This window comes from Microbacterium sp. ACRRU (genome assembly GCF_022346945.1).
In the GTDB taxonomy this organism is placed as follows: domain Bacteria; phylum Actinomycetota; class Actinomycetes; order Actinomycetales; family Microbacteriaceae; genus Microbacterium; species Microbacterium mcarthurae.
On the sequence record NZ_JAKRNI010000049.1, the window covers coordinates 1 to 12,038 of the forward strand.

Genomic DNA, 12,038 nt, shown 5'->3' on the forward strand with positions numbered 1-12,038 from the left:
ACCGGTCACCGTCGGCATCAACGGCTCCATCACGGCCCACACCTCGTCAGAGATCTCCTGTCGCGTCACCGTTCAAGACTCACCCACCGAGGAACGAAACCTCTTGATCAACACGCCCTAGGACGTGTCTCCCAAAGCTCCAGGAGGCTTCGCTGAGAGACTTGCGGGGTGGCGGGCTTTCATCATGTCGAAGTGTGGATCGCGGATCTCGAGGAGGCGCGGGCCGAGTGGGGTTGGCTTCTGCGGGAACTGGGCTTCACTCTTGAGAGCGAATGGCCCGAGGGCGAGTCTTGGGCCGGGGGCGGGGCGTATCTCACGCTGACGACGTCGCCGAATCTCACGGGGCGGGCGCATGATCGGCGGAGTCCAGGCCTGAATCACCTCGCGTTCAAGGGCGGTGCCGCCGACCGGGTCGACACGATCATGATCGTGTCACGCTCCCGGCGCAGCGATCGTTCGCGGTGGAGTTCGGAGGACAGTCCAGCGGATTCGTCACGCAGGTTGTCGAGCGTCTCAAGATCCGTCCCGGCGCGAAGCTCACGCCCGAGCCGCGCGAAGGCGCCGCGAAGCTCCCGCATCTCGTCCTGAAGTTCGGTGAATGCGGTGGAGTCGACGAGCGGCGGTGGGGAGGAAGCATGCTCGCCCATTCCCGTAGTCGACATCGATTCGCCGCCCGAACCCCCTGACGGAGACGGCTCGGCGGTAGCATCCGGCGACGCATTCTGCGGTGTGCGAGTGGGCTCAGCGTCGACCCCTTCTCGCAGCCAGGGGGCTCCGCCGCGCAGCAGTGACAACGATGGGACGAGCGCCGCGCCCGCGTCGACGTCAATGAGGGACAGCCCAAGCGTGGCGCCTGTGCGGACAACCCGCGCGCGGAGGGTCTGCCCGACGTGGACGACGTCTGGCGCCTGCAGTTCGATGTTCTGGCCCTCATCAGCTCCGGGGATCACATCGCGTCGCCGGAGGGGAATCTCGGGTCCCGCTGGGTGCAGTGTGAGATAGGCGCGTTGCGGGGTGACCTTCACTGCCCGCGCGAGTGTGAAAGCGCCGTCCTCGAAGCGTGAGAAGTCGAGATCTGCGGCTTCGGGCGCGAGGTCGCGTTCGGTGAGCCATCCTTCTACCGGGCCGCCCTCCACGAGCGCGTCGGCAAGCAGAAGGTGCGGAGGGAGATTGTCTGCGACCACTATGACTCGGTCACCGTTCGCGAGCTTCGCGATATTGCCCGATGCACCCGACACGCGCTCGACGGTTGCGGCAGCCCAGGTGCGGCGTGCGATCGGCGCGACGACTGAGCGCACCACCACCTGGGAGAGCGCGTCCTCGATCAGTTCATCGACGGTGTGTCGGTCCGGGAAACGCAAGATCGATCGTCGCCAGTCGGGGTCTGCGCCGAAGTCGGCTGGGTACGACCGTGCTGCACCACCAAACACATGTGACTTCGGGGGTAGCGCGTGCTCAAGCAGGTAGGTCGGCTCACCCGTTGCGATGGTGATGACGTCCGCGTCCGTACCGACCTCGCGAGCTATGAGGTCGGGATCGAAGGCGAAGCTCCCGTCACCGGTCGTGCTTATGAGGATTAGCGGTCTATGCCGGTGCTCAACAATTTCTTCGGCGAGCTTGGCGACGTCATGTGAAGTGGCGATGTGTCTCATGCCTTCGATTCTTCTCGCTGCCTCCGACGCTGGCATCGATGTGAGCCGTGGCGTCCCGAAGCGCATGGCGAACTGTACCCGCGCTGAAACTTGCCGCCAGCGTCCAATTGCGGACCTACCTGGCCGGGCTATAGCGAGCCTCGCCCGCCCTTCCGAGAGCTCTCCACACCATTCCAGTGACGCGTTGGGCATGCCAGAGTTGGATCTGACGAGAGGAACGGACAATGGGATTCAAGGTCAGTTGGGAAGACGAGGGGATGGCCGACGATGACGATGAGGTCTTCGAAACCGAGGCCGAGGCCGAGGCCTACGCGCTAGACCAAATCAACAACTTTCATACGGGTGCCGACGTCCTTCACATGTCGAACCCAGGGGACTATCCCGAAGACGACGATGAGGATCCGGAGTACGAGATCATCGAGGTCGACTGACGCGGTCGCTAAACGGTGATGCCACGAGCGCGGAGCTCTTTTGCGATCGTCTTGCCGTCGAAGCCAAGCTGCCGAGCGATCGCGGCGCACGACAGGCCATCCTGGTGAAGTTGTACAGCGCGGTCGATCTCACGCTCACTCATCCTCCGCGTCGTTCGGATGCCGCGTTCGGTGAGGTACTTCAGTACCGTCGTGCGTGACATCTTCAGATCCTTTGCGACCGTGCGGGTGTTGCGTGTCTCGTGGTACTTCGCGACGATGACGTCGATTTCTGCGTCGCTGTATCGGCGCGCTCGGGCCCCGGAGGCGGGGGTGTACTGACGTTCGACCCGTTCCGAGGCGGCTCGTCTACAGAGGTCGCGCAGTCGCTCCACCTCTGTTCGAGAATTCAAGTAGCGTCCCAACAGGCGCCGGCGAAGCGACTCGAGGGCGACGAACACCTCGGCTGAATCCACGGCCGTCCCGGTGGACAGCGCCGGCTCAGCAAGGGAACGGAAGCCGACGCTTCTCCCCGCCAATTCCGACACCACAGTGAGGAACTGCGCGGCGGTCGGCGTGAGCATCGCTGCGCTCGTGACAATGACCGTGTCGCCGGCTTCGACGAACTCGAGGCACTCTCGGAGACCGGGGCGCTCAGCGCCACCAATCGATCCGTCGTCGGTGAATACCCGCTCGGCGCCCGCGAGTACGAGCTGCCCAGCATCCGTTGCTGTTCCGGCTCCTGGGGTCACCTCGCGCGTGTATCCGACAACCCGCGTCATCTCGAGATCCCGCCACGTTCGGTGCCGACGGGAGCGACGACGGGAGCCGCTACATCCACCGCCTGCTGACTCGGAAGCGAACGCCGAAGTTCAACCAGCCTTGCGACCGTCTTCTGCTCGATCGCGATCGTGAATTTGCCGTCGCTTGGCACGTGCAGTTCGGGAATCACCTCGCGAAGTGCGATCTCGTGCAACTCCACGAGGAGCTCAGTCGCACCGCGAGGAAGGTCACGGCGGGATGTCGCGTACTCGGTCACGTGATGAAGCTCGCTCAGCCACTGCGTGGCGTCGAACCGGCTCAGCCGATCCGATTGCGTGGCCTCAAGCGCAGCGCCCGCGCCGTGAAAAGCGTCCTCACCATCGGCTCGTCGCGCATCGAACACGACCAGGCCAGTGCGGCTCAGCACGGTGAGGCGGTCGACGAAAGCCGCACCCTGCGCTGCTGCGACAAGCGCACGGGTGGAGGCGAAGGCTCGATCGTGTGCGTCCCGGTCAACAAGTCGAGCGGGAACGGACCGGTGCACGTCGCGCAGATAGCCTGATGCGACAGTCAGCAGGCTCTCGGCGCGACGGACCGCGACGACGACGATGCGCGTCTGAAAGCCTGCCGTCGCGAATCGCTCGGCGGTGCCGACCGCGACGGCCGGATCCTGGAACGCACCCTCGAGGAGGAGCGAACGCTGATTCTCACGCGCGAATCGAATGCAATCGCGCAACCATCCCGCGGTCGCGCGTGCAACGCCCTCGGCTGCTTCGGGCGAGCGCGCGGAGGCGAACTCAGGAAAGCGCGGATGGAAGGCGCGCAGATCGTCACCGCTCACAACCGCAAGGTCAGACCCGTGGCCGGCGATTAGGGAGCCCGTCGCACGCAAACGGCCTGCCCCGGGCTGGCCCGAGAGAAGGACCAGACTCGGCGGCTTGTCGGACGGTGGCGAGCCGCTGAAGTACAGCGGCAGGATGCGCCGCGTCAGGATCTCATCGCGCTCCGCATCCTCGAGCTCCCACCCGCTCACAACGGGGGATCCGTCAGTTCTGCGATTCTCTCGCGAATCTTGGTGGACAGAACCGATACCGCTGCGCGATCGTAGCCGTCGACGCGGAGCACCGCGTCTCGGAGCGTCTTGAGCTCAACGTCGGATGCCGATGATTTCGCCGATGAGCGAAGCAGGAGCGCGCTCAACGTCGTCGCCGACTCGCGCATTGCCTCATATGCCACAACGTCGTTCGCGCGCCACGCCGAGATCCCAGTCAAGCCCAGCCTCCCAGTGCCAATCGTAGTGGCGCGGCGAAATGGGTTGGAGGTCCGCGTGCAACCCGAAGACCTGGCGAAGCGGCAAGGTCGGTGTGGCGGTCACCGGTAGGTTGGAGGCAACCCTCAGGGGAGGGCGGTATTGCGAGTCACGGGGGACGAGATTGCTGGCCACGCGAGGTCCGAAGGACTCGATGGCATCGGCCGTGCGGACATTCCGGCGTCGACCCAGGAGCCAGTGATATGAGCGCGCTAACGCCCTACCAGGCGAAGTACTTCGCGCACGAGTTGCAGCGCTCGTATGCGAATGATCACGTCGGCAAGCTGGCCGGCCTCCTATTCGACGCGCAGGTTGAACCGAAGCCGCACCAGATCGACGCTGCGTTGTTTGCGCTGCAGACGCCCTTTCTGCCTGGTGTGATCCTCGCTGACGAGGTCGGGCTCGGTAAGACGATTGAGGCTGGAATCGTCATCACGCAGTACTGGGCAGAGCGCAAGCGGAACATTCTCATCGTCACGCCATCGAGCCTTCGTCAGCAGTGGAAGCAGGAGCTGTACGAGAAGTTCCTGATCCCAGCGAGCATCTTGGACCCGAAGTCCAAGGACGCACTCCTTGCCCCTGGTCCCGGGCGACAGGGTGAGGTGCTGATCTGCTCGTACGAGTTCGCACAGCGCCACGAACAGTCGCTGCTGCGTGCCTGGGACCTGATCGTCGCTGACGAGGCGCATCGTCTTCGTAACCACTGGACAGGCAAGGGGAAGACGGCCGAAGCGGTCAGCCATATCGTCGGTGGTGCCCACAAGACAGTACTGCTCACGGCGACGCCTCTACAGAACAAGCTCGAGGAACTGTACGGGCTGGTTTCGGTATTCGACCCGAGCTACTTCTACTCGCTGGACGCTTTCCGGGAGCGCTATGTCAAGGGCCTCGACCTGGGCAACGGCGATGACCTCGCCGAGCGTGTCGCCAGCGTTGCGAAGCGCACGCTTCGACGCGACGCGGACAAGTACATCCACTTCACAAAGCGGATGCCACTGACGGTCGAGTTCACTCCGAGCCCGGACGAGCGACGGCTCTACGACCTTGTCAACGACTATCTCCAGCGCGACGAGCTGTTCGCGTTCACGGGGAGTCAACGCCACCTGTCCGCGCTCATCATTCGTAAGCGCCTCGGTTCGTCGACCTACGCTGTGGCAAGCACGCTTGAGCGGATTGCGGCCCGCCTTGAGGGTGAGATTCGAGACGGCGTGGTGCGTGACAACAACGGCCGGCGATGGACGGTCGACTTCGAGGGCGACGACCTCACCGATGAGGAGCAAGAAGAAGTCGAAGAGACCGAGGCGACACAGCGTTCGTTCGGCCCCAGGGCGGGCAGCGACGGCGCGATCCCTCCTGAAGTCATTGAGGCGATGCGCGATGAGGTCGCGGAGTTGCGCGAGTACGCAGCGCTGGCCCGGTCGATCAAGGTGAACGAGAAGGCAGCGAAACTATCTGACGCTATCGATCGCGGCTTTGAACGGCTGCGCGAGCTTGGGGCCCCCGAGAAGGCGATCATCTTCACAGACTCTACGAAGACCCAGGCATACATTGCCCAGGCTCTCAAGGATGCGGGCAAGGGTGACGGAGTCGTGCTGTTCAACGGTTCCAACGACAGTCCCGAGCAATCCGCGATCTATCGCGACTGGCTCGAGGCGAACAAACATGGTGACCTCATCACAGGCATCCCTGCAGCCGACCGCCGCAAGGCACTCGTCGACCACTTCCGTGATCGTGGCACCATCATGATCGCCACCGAGGCCGCAGCCGAAGGTATCAATCTGCAGTTCTGCTCCATGCTCGTCAACTATGACCTGCCATGGAATCCGCAGCGGGTCGAGCAGCGCATTGGGCGCGTGCACCGCTTCGGTCAGAAGTACGACGTCGTGGTCGCGAACTTCTCCAACAAAGGCAACGTCGCCGAGCAGCGGATCCTGGAGCTACTCACCAACAAGTTCAAACTCTTCTCTAGCGTTTTCGGCGCCTCAGATGAGGTGCTCGGTGCGATCGAGGACGGCCTCGACTTCGAGAAGCGCATCAGCGAAATTCTGAACTCGAGTCGCACGGATGCTCAGATCGACAAGGCGTTCAAGGATCTCGACGAGCAGTACGCAGAGGTCATATCGACCGAGATGGCGAACGCCAAGGCGAAAGTCTTCGACAACCTCGATCCCCACGTGCAGGACCGGTTGAAGGCGTACGATGCCCAGTCCGGTGAGGTGCTCAACAAGTTCGAGCGTCTGTTGCTCGGCGTCACACGTCACGGGCTCAACGGCCTAGCGACCTTTGAAGGGGACGGGCGGACGTTCGTACTCCACTCCTCGCCGGTCGCGGAGGCGCCGACAGGTCGCTACTACTTCAAGAGCCAGCCGCTGGAGGACTCGCACCAGTATCGCTACGCCAGTCCACTGGCGCAGCACGTCGTGCGCGATGCGAAGGCGCGCGACACTCCGCCGCGGGAGCTGACGTTCTCGCTTAGTGCTTCTGGGCGTGTGACTAACGCCGTGAAAGCACTCGAAGGCGCCTCAGGTGAACTGACGGTCAACATCGTGACCTACACGATGAAGGCTCGCGATGAGGACGTCTCGGAGAGCTATCTTCTAGCCGGTGCGATCACCGATGTCGGGGGGTGGCTCGATCATGAGTACGCGGCCGACATTCTCGATCTGGCATGTGTGCAGATCGGCGACATCGACGTCGCGATCGACACGTCACGTTTCACACCGCACCTCGAAGCGCGTCAATTAGAGCTGGAGAAGGAGGTGCAGGGACGCAACTCCCGCTACTACGACCAGCAGGAGGAGCTGATCTACCGCAACCAGCAAGACCGCAAGGCCGAGCACGAGGGCAAGATCCGCGACTACCGGGCCAAAGAGAAGGAAGCCCGAAAGGCAGCACGCCTGGCCAACGACCCGATGGAGCAGTTGCGGCTTAAGAAGGAAGCCCGGCGCTGGGAGCAGAAAGCCGAGGAAGCTGACGAGGACTTCCGCGACCATCGGCGCAAGCTCCGTGACGAGGCGGACACGTATCTCGACCTCATCGAGCAGTCCCTCAAGGGCACCCAGAGCATCGAGCACCTGTTCACGATCCGCTGGCAAATCATCGCCTGAGCAGGCGCTCCGAAGAACTAATCAACGTAAGCAGAGAGAACTAATCCATGACCGACGACATCCACGAGACACCATCAAGCACACCGAACTTCCAGAGCGAGCTGGCGGCCCAGCTCGCTGACCTGATCCCCGAGGCAATCGCCGACGGCAAGGTTGACGTCACGAAGCTCCAGGAACTGCTGTCTACGGATGCCGCCGACCCGACCGAACGGTTCGGTCTGTTCTGGCCCGGCAAGAAGCGCGCGCTGCGAGCTGCGCAGGAGCCCACGACGGCGACACTGCGCCCCGACTTCGAGAACTCGAAAGACTGGGACACGACCAAGAACGTGTTCATCGAGGGCGACAACCTCGAGGTGCTGAAGATCCTGCAGAAGCACTATCACAACAAGGTCAAGCTGATTTATATCGATCCTCCGTACAACACCGGCAAGGACTTCGTCTACCCGGACAACTTCAAGGAGGGGCTCGACACCTACCTCGAGTGGACCCGTCAGGTCAACGAGGAGGGCAAGAAGGTCTCGACCAACGCCGACACCGAGGGTCGATACCACTCCAACTGGCTCAACATGATGTACCCCCGACTCAAGCTGGCAAGGAACCTGCTCACCGATGACGGCGTCATTATTGTCAGTATTGATGAGAACGAAGATGCAAACCTTCGTTTGCTCATGGACACTGTGTTCGGCGCGTCCAACTTCGTGGGTGAGTTCGTCTGGCAGCACAGCATTCAGCCGAAGGGCTACACCAACACTGTGTCCCTTCACCACAACATTCTTCTTGCGTATCGGCGCAGCGAAGCGTTCGAGCTACATGCGCTTGAGCGCACTGCTGAGCACAACGTCAACTACCGGAACCCCGACAACGACCCTCGTGGACCTTGGCGCGCAGGCGATGTTCGCAATGCCCTCTATAGGCCCAATCTTCGTTACCCGCTTGAGACTCCGAGCGGCAAGACGATTCAGCCGCCGGAGAACGGTTGGCGATGGAGTAGGGAGACGATGGCCGCGAAGATTGAGAGCGGTGAGATCGTCTTTGACGAGGCCGAGACCAAGATCACGCGAAAGATCTACCTGGACACCGTCGAAGGGCGCGCCGTTGAGTCGATCTGGTTCGGCAAGGAAGTTGGCGTCACTCGCGATGCTGCACGCGAGCTGAAGGCTCTTTTCGACGGCGTTCTGCCTTTTGACACGCCAAAGCCTGTCGGACTGATCGAGCGAATGATGCAGGTCGCTGGAGTCGGCAACGGCGACATCGTCCTCGATTTCTTTTCCGGTTCTGCTACAACCGGACACGCTGTAATGGCTTCGAATGCGAAGGATGGCGGAGCACGTCGTCACATCCAAGTTCAACTGCCGGAACCAACAGGTGAAAACTCTGCAGCTTACAAAGCCGGGCTCGCAACGCTGGCCGACGTCGCGCGGCGGCGTCTTGTGTTGGCGGGTAATGAGATAAAGAACGAGGTCACCGCTCAGACAGTCGACACCGGATTCCGTGCATTCACGCTTGTCGACACGAACTTTGCGAAGTGGCGCGCAATGAGTGATGTGGACGCGACTGCCCTAGAGCAGCACCTCCTCGATCTTCGCGAGAGCAGCAGCGCTGACGATGCCACCGCGGATGATCTCCTGACTGAGATTCTGCTCAAGCAGGGCTACGCGCTCACGGAACGAATCTCGCCAATCGGGATCGAAGGTCTCGACCTCCGTGCCGTCCTCGATGTTGACGGCGACGTGGCAGTCCTTGCCTATCTGAATGAACATGTGAAGCCGTCGGTCGATCAGCTTCGCGCAATCGTCGACACGATGCCGACGAAGCTGGTGATACTTGAGGACGCCTTCCAGGGTGACGATGAGCTGAAGACGAACCTCGTTCAGCTCGCGAAGTCGAAGAACGTGGAGCTCTGGACGGCGTAATGGGTGGTTCAGGATTCCAGTTTGACCCCAGCCAGCCGTACCAGCTCGATGCGGTGAACGCGGTCGTCGACCTCATTGACGGCCAGCCGAAGGATGCCGAGAGGCTGCTGTTGACGCTGCGTGGCCATGCGGCGCTGAAGGAGACCGATCAGGCGACGCTCGACCTCGACTTGACCCAGGAGGTCGGGGCGGTCGGCAATAACCTCGTCCTTGAACGCGACACGGTGCTGTCTAACCTGCAGCGCGTCCAGGATCGAAACGGTCTCGAAGTCGTGGGGAAGTTGTACGACGCGGCACTCGACTTCGACATCGAGATGGAGACCGGCACAGGAAAGACCTATGTCTACCTGCGCACGATCTTCGAGCTTGCGAAGAACTACAACTTCACGAAGTTCATCATCCTGGTGCCGAGCGTCGCCATCCGTGAGGGCGTTGCGACGAGCATCCGTCTCATGCGGGATCACTTCAACGGTCTCTATCCGGGGCAGCCGTTCGACTTCTCGGTCTACAGCGGAAAGAACGCTGAAGACGTGCAGTCGTTCGCGACGGCGACGAACACCCAGATCCTGGTGATGACGATCGACTCGATCCGTGGCACCGCGAACACGCGCATCATCCACCAGACGAAGGACAAGCTCAACGGACTGCGCCCACTCGACTACCTGAAGGCGACGCACCCCGTCGTCATCATGGACGAGCCGCAGAACATGGAGTCGCTGCTTTCGCAGTCAGCGGTAGGCGAGCTCAACCCTGTCTTCACGCTCCGCTACAGTGCCACGCACAAGAAGCAGCGCAACGTCGCGTACCGGCTCGATCCGGTCGACGCGCATGACCTGGGCCTTGTCAAGCAGATCGTGGTTGCCGACGTGCAGCAGCAAGGTGCCGATGCAGCTCCGTACATCAAACTGATCGAGGTTCGGCGAGAGCCGACCTGGACTGCGCGACTTGAGCTTTCGTGCCGAAAGGCCGACGGCAGTCTCGAACGTCGGGTCGTGAGCGTGCGCCAACATCAGGAACTCTCTGATTCGCGCATCACCGACAACCCGATCTACGAGGGCTGGCGCATCAATGAGATGAGCATCGAGCCGGCCCACATTGATCTCACTCTCCATGGCTTCCTCGAGCAGGGCGAGAGTATCGGCGGCTCCACCGGAGCGATTTACAAGGAAATGATCCGGGAAACCATCCGTGAGCACCTACGCAAGGAGTCGATGCTGCGCCCGCGCGGCATCAAGGTGCTGAGCCTCTTCTTTGTGGACAAGGTGGCCAGCTACATGGGCGACGGAGCGACGAACGACGATGCCAACGGGGACTTCGCACGCTGGTTTGACGAGGTCTTCGTCGAAGAGCGCGCCAAGCTGGCGCGGTACCAAGAGCTTCTGCCGCAGGAACCGAGTGCGCTGCGAAAGGCGTACTTCTCGCAGATCAAGCGCGGGAAGACCACCGTTGTGCAGGACAGCTCCGGCACGACCAAAGCCGACGATGACGCCTACGAACTGATCATGCAGGACAAGGAGCGCTTGCTCGATGAAGCCGAGGACGTCCGCTTCATCTTCAGCCACTCCGCACTCCGCGAAGGCTGGGATAACCCGAACGTCTTCCAGATCTGCACCCTCCGCGAGATGGGTGCCGAGACCGAACGCCGCCAGACAATCGGGCGCGGCCTCCGTCTCCCCGTGGCCAAGACCGGAGACGGGTACGTGCGCGTCTCCGACCGCGGCATCGCGACTCTCACTGTGGTGGCGAACGAGTCCTACACTGCCTTCGCGAAGAGCCTCCAGAACGAGTACAAGTCCGCGGGCGTCGAGATCGGCGAAGTGCGTCGAAGTGAGTTCTCCAAGATCCCGCTTCAGGACGCGAACGGTCAGCTGATCGACGACCTCTTTGGGTTCGAACGGTCTGCATCCGTCTTCGAACACCTGACTCGGGAGAAGTTCATCGTCGACGGCAAGGTGACTGCCAAGTTCCAGCCGAACACGATCGACTTCAGCCTGAACTTGCCCGAGATCTTTGTTGACTACGAACCAGAGATCATTGCGCTGATCGCGAGAGCGCACATCGGCACCTACGTGAAGCCGGCGAGCAAGCGTCATCCGCGCAAGCTCAACAAAGAGATCTACACCACTCCCGAGTTCGACGACTTCTGGCATGCGATCAGTCGCCGCACGACGTACCGGGTGACGGTCTCGCGCGACACAATTGTCGAGAAGGCGGTCGAAGCGATCCGGTCTGCCCCGAAGGTGGACCCGCTCCGCATCCAGGTCACGCGTGCGGGAGTCAAGGTGCTCCGCGGCGGCGCCAAAGGCGAAGAACTCGGCAGTCGCTCAGCCGATCTCAAGGGCAGTTACGATCTGCCCGACATCATCGCGGAGCTGCAGGAAGCCACGTCACTGACGCGCAAGACCATCGTCGACATCCTCATCGAGAGTGGCCGACTTGATGACTTCATCAGCAACCCGAACGACTACATCGCCATGGCCAAACGGGCCATCCAGACGGAGCTCGCCAAGCTCGTCGTCGACGGCGTGCAGTACGAGAAGATCGCTGGCTCGGTGTACGAACTTCGAGAGCTCCAGAAGGACGGGCTCGAGGAGAAGGAACGCTTCCTCGACCAGATGTACGAGGTCAAGAACACGCAGAAGACCGACTTCGACTACGTCGTCTACGACTCCGACGTCGAGCGCCAGTTCGCCGAACTGCTCGACAGTCGCGAAGACATCAAGCTCTTCATGAAGCTGCCTGCCAAGTTCAAGATCGACACGCCTGGGCCGCCCCCTTCATTCGGTCCGGTCGCTGTGCGAGTCGTCGGTTTCCAGTTGATGGGTGCATTGCCGAGCGTAGTCGACCGGTGCGAGGTATCCGAGCGATGAGTGCCGGCGGTCATG

Annotated in this window: 6 protein-coding genes and 2 pseudogenes; 5 read left to right on the forward strand and 3 right to left on the reverse strand. The window is 61.9% G+C overall.

The annotated features are described in order from the left end of the window. Window positions 1-168 precede the first annotated feature (168 nt). A pseudogene (locus MHY30_RS14430) lies at window positions 169-426 on the forward strand (glyoxalase); the annotation flags it as partial. Here the strand turns inward: MHY30_RS14430 and MHY30_RS14435 are convergent. Then, window positions 378-1,652 carry a hypothetical protein gene (locus tag MHY30_RS14435; RefSeq protein WP_239278508.1) on the reverse strand — a complete coding sequence of 425 codons (1,275 nt, stop codon included), beginning with the start codon at window positions 1,650-1,652 and terminating at the stop codon, window positions 378-380. The pseudogene MHY30_RS14430 and the gene MHY30_RS14435 overlap by 49 nt on opposite strands. Window positions 1,653-1,876: 224 nt before the next feature. Here MHY30_RS14435 and MHY30_RS14440 point away from each other — a divergent pair, with 224 nt between their 5' ends. Beyond that, window positions 1,877-2,083: a hypothetical protein gene (locus tag MHY30_RS14440; RefSeq protein WP_239278482.1), complete on the forward strand. Its 207-nt coding sequence runs from the start codon at window positions 1,877-1,879 to the stop codon at window positions 2,081-2,083. A gap of 8 nt (window positions 2,084-2,091) precedes the next feature. Here the strand turns inward: MHY30_RS14440 and MHY30_RS14445 are convergent, their stop codons facing one another. Together MHY30_RS14445 and MHY30_RS14450 are read right to left on the reverse strand one after the other, a co-directional pair. After that, window positions 2,092-2,844, reverse strand: a complete 753-nt coding sequence (locus tag MHY30_RS14445) for a recombinase family protein (protein WP_239278492.1) — start codon at window positions 2,842-2,844, stop codon at window positions 2,092-2,094. Continuing rightward, window positions 2,841-3,857 carry a zeta toxin family protein gene (locus MHY30_RS14450; protein ID WP_308192668.1) on the reverse strand — a complete coding sequence of 339 codons (1,017 nt, stop codon included), beginning with the start codon at window positions 3,855-3,857 and terminating at the stop codon, window positions 2,841-2,843. Before MHY30_RS14450 ends, MHY30_RS14445 begins: the two co-directional genes overlap by 4 nt. Window positions 3,858-4,336: 479 nt before the next feature. Between MHY30_RS14450 and MHY30_RS14455 the strand changes: the two genes are divergently transcribed. The 3 genes and pseudogenes from MHY30_RS14455 to MHY30_RS14465 form a co-directional block, all read left to right on the forward strand. Continuing rightward, on the forward strand, window positions 4,337-7,240 hold the full coding sequence (locus MHY30_RS14455; protein WP_239278504.1) for an SNF2-related protein: 2,904 nt from the start codon (window positions 4,337-4,339) through the stop codon (window positions 7,238-7,240). A 47-nt stretch (window positions 7,241-7,287) separates the two neighbouring features. Continuing rightward, window positions 7,288-9,153 carry a site-specific DNA-methyltransferase gene (locus MHY30_RS14460; protein WP_239278506.1) on the forward strand — a complete coding sequence of 622 codons (1,866 nt, stop codon included), beginning with the start codon at window positions 7,288-7,290 and terminating at the stop codon, window positions 9,151-9,153. After that, window positions 9,153-11,906 (forward strand): annotated as a pseudogene (locus MHY30_RS14465) (DEAD/DEAH box helicase family protein); the annotation flags it as partial. The gene MHY30_RS14460 and the pseudogene MHY30_RS14465, both read left to right, overlap by 1 nt. Window positions 11,907-12,038: the final 132 nt, after the last annotated feature.

What these genes read in the sequence shown, in the direction of transcription:
- MHY30_RS14435 (WP_239278508.1), bottom strand. Translation starts at nt 1,652, where the DNA reads ATGAGACACATCGCCACTTCACATGACGTCGCCAAGCTCGCCGAAGAA.
- MHY30_RS14440 (WP_239278482.1), top strand. Translation starts at nt 1,877, where the DNA reads ATGGGATTCAAGGTCAGTTGGGAAGACGAGGGGATGGCCGACGATGAC.
- MHY30_RS14445 (WP_239278492.1), bottom strand. Translation starts at nt 2,844, where the DNA reads ATGACGCGGGTTGTCGGATACACGCGCGAGGTGACCCCAGGAGCCGGA.
- MHY30_RS14455 (WP_239278504.1), top strand. Translation starts at nt 4,337, where the DNA reads ATGAGCGCGCTAACGCCCTACCAGGCGAAGTACTTCGCGCACGAGTTG.
- MHY30_RS14460 (WP_239278506.1), top strand. Translation starts at nt 7,288, where the DNA reads ATGACCGACGACATCCACGAGACACCATCAAGCACACCGAACTTCCAG.